This is a genomic window from Actinomycetota bacterium (assembly GCA_035640355.1).
Classification (GTDB): domain Bacteria; phylum Actinomycetota; class UBA4738; order UBA4738; family HRBIN12; genus CALGFI01.
Window position 1 is genome coordinate 270,691 of sequence record DASQWI010000011.1, and the last position, 20,072, is coordinate 290,762.

Annotated in this window: 17 protein-coding genes; 10 read left to right on the forward strand and 7 right to left on the reverse strand. The window is 67.3% G+C overall.

Features of this window, described 5'->3' with window-relative positions; all coding sequences use genetic code 11:
* Window positions 1–93: 93 nt before the first annotated feature.
* Genes mfd through mazG form a run of 3 tightly spaced genes read left to right on the forward strand, consistent with a single transcriptional unit; the run spans window position 94 to window position 5,332 of the window.
* Window positions 94–3,435, forward strand: a complete 3,342-nt coding sequence (gene mfd / locus VFA08_06755; GenBank protein ID HYZ13293.1) for a transcription-repair coupling factor — start codon at window positions 94–96, stop codon at window positions 3,433–3,435.
* On the forward strand, window positions 3,432–4,457 hold the full coding sequence (locus VFA08_06760; protein HYZ13294.1) for a peptidylprolyl isomerase: 1,026 nt from the start codon (window positions 3,432–3,434) through the stop codon (window positions 4,455–4,457). The genes mfd and VFA08_06760 overlap by 4 nt, the downstream gene beginning before the upstream one ends.
* Entirely contained in the window at window positions 4,454–5,332 is an 879-nt protein-coding gene (mazG, locus tag VFA08_06765) for a nucleoside triphosphate pyrophosphohydrolase (GenBank protein HYZ13295.1), read from the forward strand. The genes VFA08_06760 and mazG overlap by 4 nt, the downstream gene beginning before the upstream one ends.
* On the opposite strand, the gene VFA08_06770 is transcribed toward mazG, so the two are convergent.
* Window positions 5,317–5,979 (reverse strand): methyltransferase domain-containing protein, encoded by a 663-nt coding sequence (locus tag VFA08_06770; protein ID HYZ13296.1) that lies wholly within the window; start codon window positions 5,977–5,979, stop codon window positions 5,317–5,319. The two genes, mazG and VFA08_06770, sit on opposite strands and share 16 nt — an antisense overlap.
* Window positions 5,980–6,060: 81 nt before the next feature.
* On the opposite strand from VFA08_06770, the gene eno reads away from it, so the two are divergent.
* The 5 genes from eno to VFA08_06795 all read left to right on the forward strand — a co-directional run bounded on the left by eno (window position 6,061) and on the right by VFA08_06795 (window position 10,347).
* Window positions 6,061–7,341, forward strand: coding sequence for a phosphopyruvate hydratase (gene eno / locus VFA08_06775; GenBank protein HYZ13297.1), 1,281 nt, complete (start codon window positions 6,061–6,063; stop codon window positions 7,339–7,341).
* Complete coding sequence (locus tag VFA08_06780; protein HYZ13298.1) at window positions 7,338–7,658, forward strand: septum formation initiator family protein; 321 nt, start codon at window positions 7,338–7,340, stop codon at window positions 7,656–7,658. Before eno ends, VFA08_06780 begins: the two co-directional genes overlap by 4 nt.
* A gap of 157 nt (window positions 7,659–7,815) precedes the next feature.
* Complete coding sequence (locus VFA08_06785) at window positions 7,816–8,109, forward strand: S1 RNA-binding domain-containing protein (protein HYZ13299.1); 294 nt, start codon at window positions 7,816–7,818, stop codon at window positions 8,107–8,109.
* Window positions 8,110–8,122: 13 nt separating this feature from the next.
* Window positions 8,123–9,508: a DUF501 domain-containing protein gene (locus VFA08_06790; GenBank protein ID HYZ13300.1), complete on the forward strand. Its 1,386-nt coding sequence runs from the start codon at window positions 8,123–8,125 to the stop codon at window positions 9,506–9,508.
* A gap of 50 nt (window positions 9,509–9,558) precedes the next feature.
* Window positions 9,559–10,347 carry a peptidylprolyl isomerase gene (locus VFA08_06795; protein ID HYZ13301.1) on the forward strand — a complete coding sequence of 263 codons (789 nt, stop codon included), beginning with the start codon at window positions 9,559–9,561 and terminating at the stop codon, window positions 10,345–10,347.
* On the opposite strand, the gene VFA08_06800 is transcribed toward VFA08_06795, so the two are convergent.
* Both VFA08_06800 and VFA08_06805 read right to left on the reverse strand, forming a co-directional pair.
* Window positions 10,334–11,374 (reverse strand): lysylphosphatidylglycerol synthase transmembrane domain-containing protein, encoded by a 1,041-nt coding sequence (locus tag VFA08_06800; GenBank protein HYZ13302.1) that lies wholly within the window; start codon window positions 11,372–11,374, stop codon window positions 10,334–10,336. The genes VFA08_06795 and VFA08_06800 overlap by 14 nt on opposite strands.
* Before the next feature lie 144 nt (window positions 11,375–11,518).
* Window positions 11,519–12,745, reverse strand: a complete 1,227-nt coding sequence (locus VFA08_06805) for a hypothetical protein (GenBank protein HYZ13303.1) — start codon at window positions 12,743–12,745, stop codon at window positions 11,519–11,521.
* Between the two features lie 148 nt (window positions 12,746–12,893).
* On the opposite strand from VFA08_06805, the gene VFA08_06810 reads away from it, so the two are divergent.
* Complete coding sequence (locus VFA08_06810) at window positions 12,894–14,399, forward strand: hypothetical protein (GenBank protein HYZ13304.1); 1,506 nt, start codon at window positions 12,894–12,896, stop codon at window positions 14,397–14,399.
* 49 nt (window positions 14,400–14,448) lie between these two features.
* On the opposite strand, the gene VFA08_06815 is transcribed toward VFA08_06810, so the two are convergent.
* The 3 genes from VFA08_06815 to VFA08_06825 all read right to left on the reverse strand — a co-directional run bounded on the left by VFA08_06815 (window position 14,449) and on the right by VFA08_06825 (window position 17,056).
* Window positions 14,449–15,504: a DUF362 domain-containing protein gene (locus VFA08_06815; GenBank protein ID HYZ13305.1), complete on the reverse strand. Its 1,056-nt coding sequence runs from the start codon at window positions 15,502–15,504 to the stop codon at window positions 14,449–14,451.
* Complete coding sequence (locus tag VFA08_06820) at window positions 15,501–16,346, reverse strand: hypothetical protein (GenBank protein ID HYZ13306.1); 846 nt, start codon at window positions 16,344–16,346, stop codon at window positions 15,501–15,503. Before VFA08_06820 ends, VFA08_06815 begins: the two co-directional genes overlap by 4 nt.
* 98 nt (window positions 16,347–16,444) lie before the next feature.
* Window positions 16,445–17,056 carry a hypothetical protein gene (locus tag VFA08_06825; GenBank protein ID HYZ13307.1) on the reverse strand — a complete coding sequence of 204 codons (612 nt, stop codon included), beginning with the start codon at window positions 17,054–17,056 and terminating at the stop codon, window positions 16,445–16,447.
* Between the two features lie 159 nt (window positions 17,057–17,215).
* Between VFA08_06825 and VFA08_06830 the strand changes: the two genes are divergently transcribed.
* Window positions 17,216–18,454: a glycosyltransferase 87 family protein gene (locus VFA08_06830; protein ID HYZ13308.1), complete on the forward strand. Its 1,239-nt coding sequence runs from the start codon at window positions 17,216–17,218 to the stop codon at window positions 18,452–18,454.
* On the opposite strand, the gene VFA08_06835 is transcribed toward VFA08_06830, so the two are convergent.
* Window positions 18,409–19,836, reverse strand: a complete 1,428-nt coding sequence (locus VFA08_06835) for a hypothetical protein (GenBank protein HYZ13309.1) — start codon at window positions 19,834–19,836, stop codon at window positions 18,409–18,411. The two genes, VFA08_06830 and VFA08_06835, sit on opposite strands and share 46 nt — an antisense overlap.
* Window positions 19,837–20,072: the final 236 nt, after the last annotated feature.

A 20,072-nucleotide genomic window follows, 5' to 3' on the forward strand; every position in this document is an offset into this window, starting at 1 on the left:
TACGCGCGGAGCCGTAGAATCGGAACGAACAGGCCTGGTTCCGCGAACCGGGCCTCTTCGTGCTGTCCGGATGCTGTGCGGAAGGGATCCGCGGTGCTGGAACGCCTGCTCGACACGCTGATCGGCTCGGACGCCTTCGAGCGTCTGCTGACCGAACGTGCCCGGCCCGTGCTGGCGCGGTCGGATGCGGGCGAAGACTTCGTCGTCGCCGCGCTCGCCCGTGCGCTCCAAGCGCCGGTCATGGTGGTTGCAGCCGGACCGCGCGAGGCCGAACCGCTCGTTCGCGGCGCAGAAGCCTGGCTCGGCGGCGATCGGGTCGCCTACCTCGCGCCGTGGGAAGCGCTGCCGTACGAGGGGATCAGCCCGTCTCCCGAGGTCTCGGCGCGTCGCGCAGAGGCCGTTCGCCGGCTCCGCGACGCCGACGGCGCGTTCATCCTCGTCACCACGGGCCTCGGCGCCATGCAGCGGATCCCGCCGACGCTCGGCGCGACGCCGCCGGTCGAGATCCGAGCGGGCGCGGAGCTTCCCCCGGACGCGCTCGCCGACGGGCTGGTCGATCTCGGATACGTGCGCGCGGACGTGGTCGAACACCGCGGCGAGTTCGCCGTCCGCGGCGGCGTCGTCGACGTCTACCCCGGCACCAGCCGCCGGCCCGTCCGTGTGGAGTACTGGGGCGATGAGATCGAATCGCTCCGCGAGTTCGCGCCGTCGAGTCAGCTCTCGACGTCACCCCTCAAGGGCGTCGATGTTCCGCCGGTCCGCGAGCTCATCACCGACGCGGCGGTCCGGCAACGCGCAGCCGCGCTCGCGCCGAAACACCTCGACCGCATCCGCGACGGATTGCAGCGGATCGCCGACGGACTGCACGCCGAGGGAATGGAGTCGTTCGCGCCGCTGCTGTTCGATCACCTACCGACGCCCGCCGAGCTTCTGCCATCGGGCTCGTGGATCGTCGTCACACAGGCGCGGCGAACGCGCGATCGCGCGCGGCAGGCGTTCGACGAGGCCGAGACCATCGCCGACGCGAGCGCGTGGCCCGGTCCCCGTGTGCTCGAGCCGCTCGATGAAGCCATGGCCGGTCGAACCCAGCTCCATCTGACCGAGTTCACCGAGGGCGTCGACCTGGGGATCACGCACTGGGGAACCGCGCAGGGCAACTCCGTCGAGCTCGCACGCCGGGCCGAGGATCTTCGGGCGCGCGGTTACCGCGTCCTCATCACCGCGGGCGGGCACGGTTCACTCGAACGCGCGAAGGAGGTGGTCGGTTCCGCAGCCACCGATGCTATCGAGGCTCCGCTCGCCGGTGGATTCGTGTTCGCCGGCGGCAAGCTCGCCGTCGCAACCGAGGAGGACCTGTTCGGTTCACGTCGCCACACGCGAGCTGCGCCACGACTGACGAAGCGCCGGCAAGATTCGATCGCCGAGGAGCTCGTGCCGGGCGACTACGCGGTCCATCGGATCCACGGTGTCGCGAGGTACGCGGGGATCCACCGTCGGGCCGTCGGCGGCTCCGAACGCGACTACATGGTCCTCGAGTACGCGCAGGGCGATCGCCTGAGCGTTCCGACGGACCAGGTGGGGATGGTCGCGCGTTACATCGGAGGCGACGTGCCCCGCCTGTCGCGCCTCGGCAGCAGCGACTGGGCTCGAACCACTCGGCGCGTCAAGCGCGCCGTGAAGGACATGGCCGGCGAGCTCGTCCGCCTGTACTCGGTGCGCATGTCGATCGAAGGTCACGCGTTCGGTCCCGATACGCCGTGGCAGGCCGAGCTCGAGGACGCCTTCCCGCACGCCGAGACGGGCGATCAGCTCACGGCGATCGAGGAGGTCAAGGCCGACATGGAGCGGCCGAAGCCGATGGATCGCCTGATCTGCGGCGACGTGGGGTTCGGCAAGACGGAGATCGCCGTGCGCGCCGCGTTCAAGGCAATGATGGACGGCAAGCAGGTCGCTGTTCTCGTCCCAACCACGCTCCTCGCCGAACAGCACTTCATCACGTTCTCCGAGCGGTTCGCGCCGTTCCCCGTGAAGGTGGCGATGCTGTCACGCTTCGTCCCGAAGCTAGAGCAAGACCGGATCGTCGAAGACCTGAAGAGGGGCGCGATCGACGTCGTGATCGGGACGCATCGCCTCCTGTCGCGCGACATCTCGTTCAAGGACCTCGGCCTGCTCGTCGTCGACGAGGAGCAGCGCTTCGGCGTCGCGCACAAGGAGCGGCTGAAGAAGTTCCGCGCGCAGGTGGACGTGCTGACGATGTCGGCAACGCCGATCCCACGGACGCTCGAGATGGCCCTCACCGGCATCCGGGACATGTCGACCGTCGACACGCCCCCAGAGGATCGCCAGCCGGTGCTGACCTACGTCGGCCAGTACGACGAGGGACTCGCCCTCGGCGCGGTTCGGCGCGAGCTGCTCCGGGAGGGTCAGGTCTTCTGGGTCCACAATCGCGTCGCGACGATCGACCGTCAGGCAGCGTGGTTGCAGGAACAGGTCCCCGAGGCACGGATCGTCGTCGCCCACGGACAGATGGACGAGTCGGTCCTGGAAAAGCAGATGATCCGGTTCTGGGACCGCGACGCCGACGTTCTCGTATGCACCGTGATCATCGAGTCCGGCCTCGACGTCCCGAACGCCAACACCCTCGTCGTGGACTCCTCGCACTTGCTCGGGTTGTCGCAGATGTATCAGCTGCGTGGGCGGGTCGGACGGAGCACGGAACGCGCCTTCGCCTACTTCTTCTTCCCGCCGACGCGTGAGCTCACCGAGGAAGCGCACGAGCGGCTCACGACGATCAGCCGCCACCAGGCGCTCGGCAGCGGCTTCCAGATCGCGCTCCGCGACCTGGAGATCCGGGGGGCGGGCAATCTGCTCGGCGCCGAGCAGCACGGGCACATCGCCGCCGTCGGGTTCGACACGTACGCGCGGTTGCTTCAGGAGTCGGTTGCCGAGCTGAAGGGCGAGCCGCTCCCGGAGGAGAAGGAGATTCGGATCGAGCTTCCGGTGAAGGCGTTCGTTCCGCCGGGATGGGTCGCGCAGGAGGCACTCCGTCTCGACCTGTATCGGCGCATCGGGTCCGCCGGCGCGCACGACCGGCTGGCCGAGGTGCGGACCGAGACGATCGACCGCTACGGGCAGTTGCCCGCCGAGGTGGAGACGCTCTTCGCCGTCGCGTCGCTTCGCGTCACGTGCGATCGCCTCGGCGTGATGGAGGTCTCGACGTACAAGGACCAGGTGCGTGTGAAGCCGGTCGACCTGCCCTCGTCGCTCGAGCTCGAACTGCCGCAGCGCGTGTCGAACGCCTCGTACCACCGCACGACGCGAACGTTGAACCTGACTCCTGATCGGATCGGCGGTACGGAGCTGCCGGCGTGGGTGGAACAGCAACTGATGCGCGCAATGGGTGCGGAGGAAGCGGTTGCTAGGATGGCCGGGTGATCCGCCCCCTCCTGTTGTTCCTTTGGCGTCGCCGCGTCGTTGCCATGCTCGCCGTCGCCTCGATCGCGCTTGCGGCCTGTTCATCCGGTACATCGGCGGCGATCGTGGGCGACGCGGCGATCTCGCACGATCGCGTTCGGACCGACATGGTGTTGTTCACCTTCCTGTCGGGTCTTTCCGGCGCGCCGTGCGGATCGCCGGTCGACGGTGAGAGCGCCGATGCTGCGTGCGCGCGGTTCACGCTGACGAACGAGATCCAAGAGGAGATGGTGAAGGCGTACGCCGTGACCCACGACATCACGGTGGAGGACCGCGCCGTGGCCGACGCCATCGAGCAGTTGCAGCAGAGCCTCGGCGGGACGGACCAGGTCGAGGCGCGTCTGGCCGAGGACGGCCTGACGCTCGCCGATCTCCGCGCGCTCGCGCGACGTTTGCTGCTGTTCGGCGAGGTCCAGGACACCGTGATCGCCGAGCGCCTCGGGGACGAGGAACTGAGAGCGTTGTACGAGGAATCGAAGGATCAGTTCACGACCGTGGAGGTTCACCATATCCTGCTGCAGGACCGCGGCGATGCCGAGGATGTCGCCCGTGAGGCGACGGCCGAGAACTTCGCGCAACTCGCGCGGTTGCGCTCGACCGATCCCCAATCGGCCGAGAGCGGCGGCAACCTCGGCTCGTTCTCGGAGTCGCAGTTCCGATCGCAGTTCGATCCGGTGTTCGTCGACGCGGCGCTGGGGCTCCCGGTGGGCGGCATCTCCGATGTCGTCGAGACGCAGTTCGGGTTCCACGTCATCTACTTGGCGCGCCGGGACGTCGCGACGTTCGAGGACGTGCGTGACCAGCTCTCGGCACAGCAGGCGTCTCGCGTGTTCGGCGAATGGATGCGCGAGCGATACGGGGACGTCGACGTCGAGGTGAATCCGCGATACGGGCGCCTCGATGCAGCGACGTTCTCCGTCGTCCCCATTCGCAGCACCGAGAACGAGCCGGCATCGCCGACGCAGCAGACGCCCGGCTTGTGACGGGGGGGTCGGGGGGCCCAAGAAGCGAGCGCGAACGCGCGAGCGTTGGCCCCCCGGAAAAGGGGGACGCGGTCGAGTCCGTCCTCGCCGACCTCGCCAAGCGCCCGGTCCCCTCGTCGAGGCATGGCCAGGCGCTCCTGGATCTCGTGCGCGTGATGGCGCGGCTCCGCGGCCCTGGCGGATGTCCCTGGGACCACGAGCAGACGCATCGCTCGCTGGCGAGACACCTGCTCGAGGAGACGCACGAGGCGCTCGACGCGATCGACACGGACGACCTCGAACTCCTGCGCGAGGAGCTCGGCGACGTGTTGCTTCAGGTGGTCTTCCACGCGCAGATCGCCGCAGACGATCGGGCGTGGGACATCGACGACGTCGCGGACGGCATCACCCGAAAGCTGATCCGGCGGCACCCCCACGTGTTCGGCGACGTCGACGTGTCGGGCGCGGACGAGGTGTTGGTGAACTGGGAGCGAATCAAGGCGGAGGAGAAAGGCGAGGCCCCACTCGAGGAGGACATCCCCGAGACGCTTCCCGCGTTAGCCCGCGCGGCGAAGGTTCAGCGTCGCGCCGGCGGTTGGGGTTTCGAGTGGCGCTCCGTCGATTCCGCGCTCGAGGCGCTCGACGAGGAGGTCGCCGAGCTCCGCCGGTACACCGACGCGGCCAACGCCGAAGAGGAGATCGGCGACGTGCTCTTCGCGACGGTGGCGCTCGCACGCAAGCTGGGCGTCGACGCAGAGAGCGCGTTGCGGAGGACGACGCGGGGATTCGCCGAGCGGTACGAGCGGTTCAACGAGCTCCTCCGCGAACGCGGCCGGAGCCTCGACGAGCTCTCCGAGGCGGAGATTCGTTCGCTCTTCCGTCAGGCTCGTGCGTAGACGGCGAGGTGCCAGACGAGCCGGGGGTGCGAGCTCCGGACCAAGGTGAAGCCCGCGGCCCGAACCCGTGCGTCGATCCGTTCGACGTCGTGGACGTACGTCTGGAATCCACCGAACGTGCTCTTCCGTAGCCGGTACCACGCGTTCCAGACCGCGGTTCGCGTGCGTTCCCAAATCCCGACGAAACCGCTCGAGCGGGGGATGGTGAACGCGTAGACGGATCCCGCGACGGCGAGCGAGCGTTCGAGGAGGCCGTTCGCGTCGGGGTAGCAGCAGAACACGCGGTTCAGCACAACGACGTCGGCGCGGGGAAGCTCGATCTTCGCCCCGTCGCCCACCTCGAACATCGTCCGGTCGTCGACGCCCCGTTCCCGCGCGAGCGCGCGCGCCTCGCGGATCGCCTTCTCGGACAGGTCGAAGCCGCGAGCGCTCTTAGCCCCTCGTCCGACGGCCTCGATCGATAGATCGCCGATTCCGCAGCCGACGTCGAGGACGGTTCGCCGGTCAAGGCCCGCCTCCTCGAGGCCTGTGAGCACCGACCGCGTGATGCTGCGGGCGACTCCCTTCTTGCGCGCGGTCTTCGACCAGTCGTCCACCCAATCGTCGAAGCAGCACCGTTCGGCTTGGGGCTCGGCGCGATCGTCCACGGCCCAAGTCTAGGGTTCGAGGGCGGGCGGCTCGGATCGAGCGTGCTGGACCGCGCTCCCCCCGTCACTACAATCGCGCACATGCCCGTTATCGAAGGCGTCCACGCGCGCGAGATCCTCGATTCGCGGGGGAACCCCACCGTCGAGGTCGACGTGCTCCTCGAGGACGGCGCGTTCGGCCGCGCAGCCGTTCCGTCAGGCGCGTCGACGGGGGAGCACGAGGCGCTGGAGCTGCGCGACGACGATCCAGCGCGCTACGGCGGGAAGGGCGTGCAACGGGCGGTGGCGAACGTCATCGACGTGATCGGGCCCGCGCTCGAAGAGGAAGAGGCGCTCGACCAGCGCGCGATCGACGCGATGCTCATCGATCTCGACGGCACCGCCGACAAGTCCAACCTCGGCGCGAATGCCGTCCTCGGCGTCTCGCTGGCCACGGCGAAGGCCGCCGCGCTGTCGCTCGGCATCCCGCTCTACCGCTACCTCGGCGGCCCGAACGCGCATCTTCTGCCGGTCCCGTTCATGAACGTGATCAACGGCGGAGCCCACGCCGACAACGAGCTCGAGCTCCAGGAGTTCATGTTCGCGCCGATCGGAGCGGCGTCCTACGGCGAGGCCGTTCGTTGGTGCTCCGAGTGCTATCAGGCGCTCCGATTGATCCTCAAGGACAAGGGACTGTCGACGGGCGTCGGCGACGAGGGCGGGTTCGCCCCTCAGATCGGGGAGGCTCGCGATGCGCTCGAGCTGATGACGCGAGCGGTCGAGCAATCGGGGCTTGAATTGGGCGACGAGATGGCGCTCGCCATGGATCCCGCGGCATCGGAGATCTACCGAGACGGGATCTACCGGTTGGAGGGTTCGTCCCGATCGAGCTCGGAGATGGTGGCCTACTGGAAGGGAATGCTCGACGCGTTCCCCATCGTCTCGATCGAGGACCCCCTCGCCGAGGACGACTGGAGCGGGTGGACGGAGCTGACGGCAGAGCTCGGCCGACGGGTACAGCTCGTTGGGGACGACATCTTCGTGACGAACCCCGAACGGCTGGCGCGAGGGATCGCTGAAGAGGTTGGCACCGCGATCCTGATCAAGGTGAACCAGATCGGCACGCTCACCGAGACGCTCGACACGGTCGCGCTCGCCGAACGGAGCGGCTACGGCGCGATGGTCAGCCACCGTTCGGGCGAGACCGAGGACACGACCATTGCCGACCTGGTCGTCGCCGCGAACGTCGGACAGATCAAGGCCGGCGGGCCGGCGCGCGGCGAGCGAACGGCCAAGTACAACCGTCTCCTCAGGATCGAGGAAGAGCTCGGCGACACGGCGCGCTACGCGGGGGCGGCAGCCGTCTTGCGAGAGAGCGCATGACGGGGACAAAGACGATTCCCCGCGACCGCCCTCGCCTCACGGGGAGGGCGGGAGCCCTGCTCGTCGCCGTTGCGCTTCTTGCCATGCTCGCGCTCGTCCCGCTCCGGTCGTTTCTCGCACAGCAGAGCCACATCGCCGACCTCGAGCGGGACAGGCTGGCGCTGCAGGTGCAGAACGCGCTGCTCCGTCGGGACATCTCGAATCTGCACGATCCCGTCGAGCTCGAGCGCCTCGCCCGCGAGTGCCTGGGGATGGTCGGCCCGGGCGAGACGGCGCTCATTGTTCCGGGCGCCGCGGGCGACCGTTCGGACTGCTGATCCCACCGCTGTTGACGTGGGAAAAGACGCGATGGGATAGTGGCCGAGCCGTGCCTACTCGCGCACGGAACTCTCGGAGGAGGAGAAGCTGGCAGACCTAGAGGTCGGGGCGGTCGTCGACGGGACCGTCTCGAGGATCACGCCGTACGGGGCGTTCCTGACCCTGGAAGGCGGCAAGGTCGGCCTCGTCCACATCTCCGAGATCGACCGCAACTATGTCAAGGACGTGCACGACCATCTCCGAGAGAGCGACGTCGTCCAGGCGAAGGTCATCGCCATCAAGGAAGACGGCAAGATCGATCTCTCGATCAAGGCGCTCCAGGACCCGGCGCCGCCGCGCGTCAGGCGGGGGAGCGACCCGGACTTCGAGTCGCGACTGAAGAAGTTCATGCGTCAGAGCGAGGAGCGGCAGGTCGACTACAAGCGCTCGGTCGAGCACAAGCGCAAGTGATCCCCGCCCATCGATGGGCGAGCTCCGCCGCAGCGACCTAGAGATCGTTCGCGAGCAGCTCGGCCGCGAGCCGACGACACCATTCACGGTCGTTGCGCGCTGTTCGGACGGACACCCGCTTGTCATCCGGAACGAACCGTTCGACGCTGAGGGACATCCGTTCCCCACGCTGTTCTGGCTGACGTATCCGACGGCGGTCAAGGCCGTGTCCCGTCTGGAGTCCGAAGGCGCCATCGCCGAGCTGAATCGCCGCGTCGGGACTGAAGACGATCTCGCAGCGGCTGTGGCTCGGGCGCACGAGGAGTACGCCCGCGAGCGTGCCCGTGGCCATCCCGGTGCCGAATCGCAAGGGGGTGTCGGAGGGACGAGGACCGGCGTGAAGTGCCTGCATGCGCACTACGCGAACCATCTCGCGGGAGGCGACGATCCCGTGGGCGCTTGGGTCGCCGAGCGGATCGAGCCGATCCACGACGAACGGCCCGGTAGGTTCGCAGTCGTGGACCAGGGGACGAACTCGATCCGACTGCTCGTCGCCGAACCGGACGCGAATGGTGGGTTCGTCGAGCTCGCGCGCGACATGGTGATCACGCGTCTGGGGCAGGGTGTCGATCGAACGGGCGTCATCGCACCCGAGGCCCTGGAGCGGACCATCGACGTGGTGGCCCGCTACGTTCGGCGCGCTCGCGCCCTGCATGCCGAATTCATCCGCGTCGGCGCGACGGCTGCGGTTCGAGACGCATCGAACCGCGACGAGCTCGAACGCGCCGTTCGGGATCTCACGGGATCGACGCTCGAGGTCATCACCGGCGAACATGAGGCCGCGCTTTCCTTCCTCGGCGCGACGCGCGGTCTCGACGCCCCGGCACCGTTCCTGGTGCTCGACATCGGCGGTGGCTCGACGGAGCTCGTCGTCGGCGACGCGGCGCCGGGCCCCGCTGTCTCCGTGCAGATGGGAAGCGTCCGGCTGACCGAACGGTTCGTTCGCAACGATCCCCCGGCACCCGAAGAGATCGACGCGATGCGAGCGTTCGTCGAGTCGCGGCTCGCGGAAGCAGAAGATGCGGTTCCGGCTCGAGACGCGCGAACACTGGTGGCCGTCGCCGGCACGTCGACGACCGTGCAGGCGATCGCCCTCGATCTCGAGTGGTACGAGCCCGAAGCGATCCACCGAACGGAGCTGTCGCTGCCCGACGCGGAGCGCGTGCTCGACCGGCTGGCCTCGATGACGACGCCGCAGCGCGCGGCGCTCCCAGTGATGGCGCCCGGCCGCGGCGACGTCATCGTCGCCGGAGCCTTGATCCTCGTAACGGTGATGCGGCGGTTCGGGTTCGATCGGGGGCTCGTATCGGAGACGGACATCCTGGACGGGCTCGCGTTCGAGACGCTCAGCGCTCGGTAACCTCTGTCGCCGTGGCCAAACGGACCAGACACCGGCAACTCGCGCGGCAGGTGGCGCAGCGTCGAGCGGACCGGCGGCGACAACAACGGCGCCGTCAGATGGCGATGGTCTCCGTCGCGCTCGTCATTGCGCTCGTCGGTGGCGTGGTGTTGTTCTCGACGTTCGTGGTTGGGGGCGACGACACGCCGAGCCCGAATCCCACCACCGAGCCGGGGACGCAGACGGGAACGGTCGACCCCGAGCCAGGCCCGAGCGAGGTGGCCTGTGACGCGGACACCCCGCCCGGCGCGCTGCGCCCCAAGCCGCAGTTCAACGCCCCCGCCGAGGTCCTGCAAGACGACCAGTCGTACACGGCTACACTGAAGACGTCGTGCGGTGACATCGTCGTTCGGCTGCTCTCGGATCGCGCCCCCGAGACCGTGAACAGCTTCGTGTTCCTCGCCGAGCAGAAATACTTCGACGGGACGCGCATCCACAGGATCGACGAGTCGATCGACGTGCTGCAGGGCGGCGATCCGATCGGGACCGGCACGAGCAGCCCCGGCTATTCGATCCCCGACGAGCTGACCGGAGAAGAGACGTATCCGCCGGGCACGCTGGCGATGGCGAACTCGGGTCCAGACACCGGCGGGAGTCAGTTCTTCATCATCACGGGCGAGGACGGACACAACCTCGACGCGAATCCGAACTACACGATCTTCGGTCGCGTGATCGACGGGCTCGACGTCGCCCAGGAGATCCAACAGATCCCGGTCCAAGATCCCGGCGCAGGCATTGAAGGTCAGCAGCCCGCCCAGGCCGTCTACGTCGAGCGAGTAAGGATCTCTACGAAGACGTAGGCCGCATCTCCGACGCTGCATCTCGTTGGTCCACGGCGTCCTGGCGAGCCCCCGGCAGCCGGTCGCGGGCCGACGAGCCACGAGTTCCCACATAGACGACCCCACCGACCGCGCTCGAGGCAAAGGTGAGCGCAAGCAGCAACAGGGCGAACGCGAGCGCTTCGTCGTGACCGATCCCGAACGCGGCCAGACACCACACGATGGCCGCCTCCCGGAGACCGAGGCCGTTCATCGAGATCGGCAAGACCGCCAGCGAGGCCGAGAGCATCACGACACCTGGGTACCCCCAGACGGGCATCCGGATCCCGAGCGAGAACGCGGCGACCGCCGCCACGGCGATCAGGACCAGCGCCGACGCGACTCCGAGCGCCGAAGCTCGGAGAAGGGTCCTCATCGAACGGCCGGCCGTCGCGAAGGACGCCGCGAATCTCCGGATCCGCGAGATGAGGCGCGAAGTCCCGTCGGTCGTCGAGGCGAGCCGCGGGGCGAGCATCAGTGCGAACCCCGACGCGGCGAGGACTGCGAGCGACAGCCCTCCCGCGATGAGTGTCACGCGGTCTTGGTGACCGGTCGCGAGCCGTGCGATGCACACCGCCTCTGCAACGAACGCGAGCCCGACGAGTCCCGCCAACCGATCCAGGAAGACGGTGGCGAGCGGGGGGGCCATCGAGCCGGCCTCACCTCTGAGTCGGAATGCCTTGTAGGCGTCGCCTCCGACCCCCGTCGGCAGGAACACGTTGAAGAAGTTCCCCACGAGCGTCAGTCTGAGGAGCTCTCCCATCGGTAGCGCGAGGCCGACAGGCTGAAGGAACACCTGCCAGCGGAGCGCGCTGATGGCGAGCCAGACGAGCAGCAACGCAAACGCCAGCGCTGCGGCCCCGGGACGGACGTGGCCGAACGCCGTCTTCAGCGACTGCAGATCCGCGGTCGCCAGCAACACTGCTATGCCGACCGCGCCGATCGTTGCTCGGAGGCCGAGACTCAGCGCTCGCCGACGAGGCGAGGGGCGCGCCGGCACTGCGGGCACTGCGTCACGAGTGGCTCGGGGGCGGTCTGTAGGGCGGGCAGGCGCGGACGTCTCGAGGAGGCTCATGACGTGAGGTATCGGCTCGTCGAGCCCGCTTCCGTAGGAGCCGCTGGCGGCAACTTCTACCGAGGCGCGGAAACTGACTCAGCGAGCCTTGGAAACAGCCGTTGGCGCGACGGTTCCTCGGAAACTGAGCCCGTCGCTCTTCGGGGGCGGCACCCCGTGGCCGCGACTCACGAGGAACCAAACGGGAACGAAGACACACAATCCGTTCCGTGCGAGCAGCATCAGCGCGCCGAATGGCTCCAGGCCGTCGGCGAACTGGAAGAGCGCGATGCTCACTCCGGCGGTGAGGACGACGATCGCCGACGCCGAAGCGATCGGAATGCGACGCGGGTCACGACTCGCGACCGCCGCCCACGGGGTCAACCATCCGGCGTATTGGAGGGAGAAGATTGGGGAGCACGCCAGCAAGGCGCATAGCGCGACGAGTGACGGAACGCCGAGGAGGTCCTCTTCCTTCCTTCTGAGCGCCTTCCACCAGACGGCGCCGAGGAGCACCACGACCAGCACTCCCGTTACCCACGTGAGAGCTTGCGACGAGCCGACCCGAACCGCCCCGTTTTCCCATCTGGGCTCACCGCCGCCGAACAGCCACACGAGCGTGCCGACGGTGCTCTCGATCTCCCATCCCGTGGCGGACCGGAACGTCGCCACCTGGAGAACGCCCCCGACGCCGCCGAGAACCAGCCAGCCGACGCCGGCGACCAGGCTCGCCACGACGAAGGGGAAGGCCCGACGACGCGTCTCTCCCAACAAGGCGGGAGCCAACGCGACCGGCCAGAGCTTGGCGAACAGGGCGAGCGCACCTATGACGCCGGCGGCGTCGGGTCGCCGCTTCCGCAAGAGCGCGAACGCCCAGACCGCAAGCGCAACCGGGAGATACCAGACTCGGAGATATCCCAAGACGAGCAACGGAACTCCGAGCCACAGATAGGTGATCGCGACACGACGACCCCAGCCGCGCCACATGCCGGCGAACGCGAGTAGATCAAGGAGGAAACACGCGACCACGAGCCGCGTGGCGGTTGCGCGAACGTCGGCGCTGCCGATCAGCCGGATGAAGCCGAGCTCGACTGGGGCGTACTCGACCGGGTAGTCGCGGTACGGAATGCCCGCCTCCGTGGACAGCGCGGAGAAGCGCCGAGCGTCGGCGTCGACGACCGGCCACGTCCAGATCGAAAACACAACGACGACGACGAGCGTCGCTCGGATGGCGATGTTCCCGCCGATCGAGAGCGCCTCCAATGAAGGGCGCGCTTGAGGGCCTCGATGAACCGACCGCTCGAGAGCTCCAGATTGAGTCGCCATGTCGATCGACCGCTTGTGCATCGGTGCGTGGCCGATCGAGCTTGATTCATCGTTTGGATCTCGGGCCTCACCGCTCTCGCGGTTTGTATGGCGGACGCTATCGAGGCGCGACTAAGGTCGTCGCGACGCAGGGCCGATTGTCGAGACGATGGCTCGACGCAACAGTCCCTCGATCACCGTACCGATCATGCCCGCTCGCAGCATCTCTCGGGATGTGGGGCAGCTGTTCGAGTGGGCACTGGTCGTGTTCGCCGTCGTCGCGGCTGCGTTGTTCATCTTCGTTGCGTTCGCTCACCTATCCGATCGTGCGTTCATCACCTACCAGGCGGGATCTCGGATGGGGCTGGCGCTGTACGCGCGCGAAGGGATTCTCTACCCCCCGCTGTTCGATCACGGCTTCTACGGCGGCACCAGGATGATGCCGATTCCCATTCTGCTCCATACCGGTCTCTCGTTCCTGACGGGCGAGTTCTTAGTGTCCGGAAAGCTGCTTACGTTCCTGTCGTATCTCGCCCTGCTCTTCGTGGCGTTCAGAGCGATGCGGAGCGTGGGCTGCCCCCCAGTCCGATCGGCGGTGCTGTTGATTGCCGTCACGGTGTCCGCGGTCGGAATCTGGACGTCACTCACGATCTCGTATGACCCGCTCCCGGTCGCCCTTCAGCTCGTGGCCCTCATGCTCGTCGCTCGGGGTCGAGGGAAAGCCCCGATCGTCATCGCAGGCGGGCTTTGTGCCCTCGCCCTGTTCACCAAGCTGAGCGCGATCTGGGCGATCGGCGCGATCGCCCTGTGGCTGTGCCTCCGAGATCGACGCGCGCTTGCTTCATTCCTCGTCGCGTTTATCGCGGTGTCGGGGCTGGCAATCCTGCTCGTCCAACTCGGGAGCGAAGGCAGGTTCTGGCAGAACATCTCCTCCTTCTCGTCTTCTGCGGTGGGCGATGAGGGCATCGGCCGCGTTCCGTCTCAATTGGTGGAAATGGCCAGCATCGCCCCCGTCCTCTACGTCTTGCTGCCGTTGGCGGTGGTCGAGTTCGTACTTTCGATTCGAAACAAGGACGTCACCATCCATCACGTTGCCGCCCCATTCGCCGCCGCGACCCTCATCGTCCTCCTGACGCGTTCGGGCGCGGTATTCAACCACTTGCTCGACATGATGATCCTGAGCGCCGTGTTAACGGCTCGACTGTGGATGCGTTGGACGCACGAGGCGCTCACCAGGGCAACCCTTGTACCGATCGCGGTCACGCTGGCGATGGTCGCTTCCTACCCTGTACTCCGAATCTCGGTCGCTGAAGCATCATCGGAACTCTTGCAGGGCGATGAGGCGTTCCTCGATCGGATGCTCGATCCTGCCGATCGGATCCTCTCCGAGGACGCATCGATTCCGATCATGCAAGGCCAGGTGCCCGTAGTGTTGGATCCCTTCCTTCTGCCCACCATTGGGGCGCGGGACCCCTTGGCCTACGAGGCGCTCATCGAGAGGCTGGAGCGTCGTGAATTCGACCGGGTGATCCTCGCGTATCCCTTGAACGACGTTCCTGAGGATTGGTACGTCATGCAGTTCGGAAGCAGCGTTGTAGATGCGATTGAAGAGAACTACTTCCTACTGGAGGGAAGACGGACGTTCCTCTACGTCTACGCGCCTCGCCCTCACTAGGTGCAAGATCCAGTTCGCCAGGCGATCGTGAGCTCCGAACCGCGTTCGATTACGCTGGAGCGTCGACCGCATCGCCGGCCCGTTCGGGGGCACCGACCCGGAGGTGCGAGAAGTTCGGAAGCAGCTCGAACGGCGTGGCTTCGCCCTCCGGGTCCTCTCCCGCCTGGTCGATCCGCTCCATGTCCGCCTGACCGAGGAATCGACCGGCCTCGGCGAGATACGGGACGCGCTCGGCGTCGATGCCCATGAGGCGAGCGGCGACGACGTCGGTCGCCACCGGGTCGTTGCCGAACACCAGGACGCCGGCCTCCACGGGTGTGCCGGAGATCGGCCCGTTTCCCTCCATCCCCACGATCCCGTCGACGATGGCAAGATCCGGCTGCACCGCCGCCGCCACGTCGAGGATCGCGGCCTCGATCCCCATCCAGTGGAGGGCGTTCTTGGGCCAACCGTAGACACGCCCTGGAACGCAGCCGAAGCAGTTCTTCAGGGAGAGGGTCACGCCCGCCCAGTGATGGGTCTTCAACTTCGGCATCGATACGACGACATCGGCGTCCGCGACCGTTTTCGGCAGCCACAGCTCGACGAGCGCGGTGTAGCGTGAGCGGAGCCGTCGGACTGCGACCTCATCGGTGTTCAGGTCGACGAACGGCGCCTCCACCGCGGCCAGCGCCTGTTGCATCCCGCTGCTCTCGACCACGTACTGGGTATCGCGACGATGGCCGGGCCCGTCCGCAACCGTGACGCTCGCGGCGCCAAGCCGGCGCATAGCAAGGACGGTCGCGGCCACGAGCCTCGAGTCGGTGTTGATCGTCGTCGACGAGTCGAACTCGACCAGGTTGGGTTTGAGGAGGACCCGCGCCCCGCGCACATCGGCACCCACCACGCGAAGCCCGTCGAGGACCGACTCTTGGAGGCCATGCTCATAGGAATTCGCCCGGAGGACGGCTACTCGCGCGTCGCCCGGTGGAGGGAAGGCGCTCTCGTCCCACGGCACGGCTCGGCGCCGGAGGTACGCCAGTGTCCCGGCGCCGCCCGCAGCCACGGCGGTTCCGACGATCGCCGAGCGGCGAAGGAACGTCCGTCGGTCGAAGCGCTCGGTCATTCGGAGACGCGAACCCTGTCCAGGCCAGGCCCCGTCGCGATTGCCGCCCATGCGAGCGAGACGACGTCTCCCGCGAACCCAGTGCGCCCGAAGTTCTCCTCGAGCGCTGCCTCGGCGTCCTCGTTGTCTGGATCATCGTTTGCTCTTAGGGCCGCGGCGGCGAGCGCCACAGACAGTGCCCCGGCACGCTCGGCCCGCCAGAGTCTCCGAAGCCTGTCGATCCCGCGCGCCCATACCTCGTCCCGTAATCCCTGCAGGGCGAGCGTCGCCATCGCGGTGGTCTGTGCGTATGGCGCCAGCGGTTCCCCCAGCACGATCCGGTTCCCGTAATTCCAACCGCCACCCACGCACTCCCGATCTCGGAGGACGCCCAGCCCGTCGCTGATGGCCTGTGGTGCATCTGGTCGCAGGATCCGCAGGGCCAGCACGGCACGAGCGGTCGGTTCGATCCAGCCGAAGGCGCCGGCCGTCCACGGCCATCCGCGGTAGCGGTCGTCGAAGGGGGCTTCGCGACCGGACTCGAGGTGAGGTGCTCGGTTCGCCACGAGTGCGTCAACGGCTGCTTCGCGTTCGGCCCCGTCCAGCGCGAGGGCGGCGAGCGGCGTCGCGGCGTCGTTCCGCACACCACCCACGACCACGGGAAAGCCCCCGCTCTCACCCTGGTACGCGATGAGCCAGGCTCGGGCCTTCGCATCGTCGAGCGCGATGGTCACCAGCGCCGTCGGTTCGGGCTCAGATGCGACGTCCTGGCGCGGGCCGAAGCCGCCGTCCGGGTTCCGGAGGGCCTCGAGCCGGCCGGCGTAGTCGGTGAACGCGTTGGTCATCTGGTGCATCGGCCTCACCGGGCTATCGGTCGATGATGAGGGCATCCGTAGCGGTTCCCGAGCAGCCGGCGGTGGTTTCTAGCTGCTTGGCGGGGCCGGGGAGGGGCTGGCGACCGTCAGGCGGCCGCCGCCGGACACGCGAAGTCCGGAGGCGAGTCCACCCTGATGTCCTTAGGAAGCGAGACCCATGCGTGCTTCGTCAGCCCGAGCACGCTATAGGTCACCTGGAACTGCGTGATCTCGAAGGCACCCTCCGAAAGGCGACCGCAATTCCCGAAACGCGTTCGAACGACGACCCACCGGCTATCGTCGCCGGCCAGAGTGAACGGGAGGAACTTCTCCAAGGAGGGATCGCCCTGGCCGAGACTTCCGGCGTAGCGTTTCCCCGCCGTCTCCAACCTTGTCGGGACCAGTGGCTGGTTCCGGCCGGTTATGTGGATCCTCTGGATCTTCACAGGAAGCGGGCCGTCGTTCACGAGAAGGAAGCCGAACGAGAACGTTCCCCCGCTCACATATCCCACGCGGACGATCTTCGGGTCGGATTGCGGCGCCGCTTGAGAGGCGAAGTTCGCGGCGGAGACGGGCTGGTACTGAAGGGCGAAGAGCACGATCGCACCGACCGCAGCGAGGACAAAGAGGTAGGCGACCAGAGCCCAGGCGCGCGCCCTCCACCGCGTCGCGGGGTCGTACGCCACGACCGCCCCGCGTGACTTACGGACGACGCTCATGGTCACTCGCTCCTTGCCTACATCAGTCGGCTGAGAAGGCACGGAACCTTTAGCGCTGGATCTGAATTTCGCCGTGGTGTCCACGGTCGACCACGGGGGATCGAAACGAGTTCGGCTGAGCTGCTACATGGGCGCGCTGTCTCGCCGATACAAGCGGGCATGGTCTCGAAGGCGCAAGTCCGACTGTCGACGATGGCGAGCGTTCCCCCAGCGGATTGGAGGAGCGTAGCCAGACGACTGGTTTTCTTCGCGTTGCTCGTCTTCGCCGTCGTCGCCCGTGTCGAACAGGTGTCCTCGTCGATTCACACGTTCGGATCCGAGCGGCCCGTTCCGCGGACGACGTACCTTCCTCGGTTCACCGAGATCGCGGCTGCCGAGGGCCGGGCCTACCGCGACTTCCCAGTTGAGTACCCTCCGGTGTCGCTCGGCGTGATCGAGCTGGTGGGCGGGGCGAACGCGAACGAGACCGGCACTCACCTGGTTTGGTTCATGGTCTTCTGCGACCTCGCGATCGTCGCCGCCTTGACGTTCGGCTGGGGCCGCAGGACAGCGGTCTACTACTTGGTCCTCACGGTGCCGTTTCTCGGCTTCCTCTATATGACCATCGACCTTCTTTCCGCGGCGCTGGCGGTAGGTGGGGTCGCGCTGGCGGTTCGAGGCCGGGAACGTGCAGGCGGCGTGGCGTTGGCTGCAGCCGTGCTAGCGAAGGTGTGGCCGATCGCCGTGTTGCCGGTGATGCTCGTGCAACGGAGGCACCGGGCATTGGGCTGGTCGGTTTCGGCTCTCACGCTCGGCGGGCTCGCGTGGATCTGGTGGGGCGGGCCGTCGGGGCCGCTCCAGGTGGCCACCCAGCGCCACACTCCGGGGTGGGAGTACGAGAGCCTGGTCGGCTCGGTCCTGTGGGCTCTAGGGCGCGGCTTCGTCAGCATCAACGACTCCGCACGCCTGGGGACGGCGCCCGGATGGGCCAAGGCGTTGTTGCTCGGCGCAGCGGTTATCGGCATCGCCGCGGTGTGGCACCGCGCCTCTCGGCGGGAGCCGCGCGAGCTTGGCCTTCCAGCCACGGCGGCGGTGTCGATCCTGTTGTTGGCCGCCCCGCTCCTCTCGTACCCCTTCATGATCTGGCTCGCACCGTGGGCCGCGATCGCCTGGGCGGAACGAACGGGATACGTACGGTGGCTGCTGGCCTCGCTGATGCTGGTGAGCGGCGTGCTGGTCGTGTCGTACAGTTCGGCGCTTGCCGACCATGCCCTGTGGTCGGTGAAGGCGATCCTGCTTCTTCGCAACGCGCTGCTGGTAGCCGTCCCCGCCGTCTACCTACTCGAGCGAGGGAACGCGACAGGGGAGGAGACTCACGTCGGCACTCGCCTGAAGATGAGCCCGTCGGTGTCCTCATAGACCAACGTCCATCCGGGGTCGACCTTCATCCTCGGGATGAGGCCTTCCTGCTGATCTCGCGCGAGTACGGCGACGTCAACGTCCCACGAGTCGAGGGTTGCCTGCCACCCCTCGACTCCCTCCGAGACGGCGAAGTACTTCCACCAGACGCTCTCAGGCGTGACTTCCACCAGGGAGTCGATCACCACCAAGTTCTCTCGGAACTCGAACTCCAGCCACGAACCCCACTGTTGTGCGTTGAACATCAGCTCGCCGGGGCGCAGGGTCCGGTGCAGCTCACGCGTGATCCCCACCGGCGCGTCCGCCAGTCGAGTCTCATCCGGCAACGCCTGTCCGGTGTATGGCGTCCACCGCGTCAACCCCCCGATGACCATCAGAGCGAGGAACCCGACGATGGCGGTGTTCAGTACTCCGGCTGGGTCCCGTCGCTTCGTGGGTGCCGGCCGGCTTGCGAGCACGCCCGCAAGCACGATCGGGGCGGCCATGGCCCACCAGTACACGCCGCGGATGGCGAACAGGGCGATGGCGAAGAACACCACGAGAGGTATGAGCGATGCCCACGGTACGGGTTGGCGCACTCTGGCGATCAGAAGGGCCGTTACTACGACGAGCGAGATGAAGAAGGCAGCCCCCGTGTAGATGTCGATCGTGGGAGCCTGCCACTCCGCGATCGTTTCATGAATGACCGGATTCCTTGCCAGGCCGATGGCGTACGTCCACACCCGATAGCCATACGGGTTCACCAACGTCGCGAGCAGGCTGCCGAGGGCGGCTAGAAGTAACGCGCGTTCTGCGCGTCCCCGTCCCCACCGGTCCTCGACCCACGCCAGAACGAGCAGTACGGGGGCAAGGAAGAAGCTCCCGTGAAGGTTGGCCCATAGGACGGTGAGAGGGATCACCATCCAAACGCCATTCGGATGCGTGCCGCGGCGGGCCACCAGCCACGCGGCGACCGCGAAGCAGAGAATGCCGAGAAGCTGCGGTCGAAGCATCAATCCCGCAGGGAGCAAGAAGCCGCTGATTGCCGTGAGCCACGCGGCGCGTTTCGTTGCCGCCCCCGCAGCACGACAGGCGAGGAACACAAACGTGAGCACGAGCCCCGCGAGGATGGTTCGGAGCAAGACCAAACCGAACCATCCGCCGAGCCGAAACGCCGTAGCAAGGACGATCTGAGCCAGCCACTGTTGATTGAGCCAGGGCCTGCCGTACGCAGCTGCGGAGAAGACGTCCGTCCGAAGGACCGTGTGCGTGTCGAACATGATGTCGCCGGCGCGGAGGTGGTACGCCAGGTCGATCGCGAACAGCGGCGTCCCCGACATCACGAGAACGGGGATGAGCACCGCCACCGCCGCCCAGACCTGCGAGAGCCGGATCATCCGCACGCCGACCGCGAATCCCTGGGGGGAACTCGTGATCGCAGAAGCCGTCTCAGCCTTTGGGCGGCGCATGCGGACCCAATCGGCAGGGCTTCGGGGCGACTGAAGCGCGCACAGCCGTCCTACGTAGAACTTCTTATGCAGAGCAGGTGGAAGTCGGGATAGCGACGCCTCAAGCGCATCCCCCACCCTTCCGATAAAGCACGAAACACATTCGGCGCAGACATTCGGCGCCGAACTTG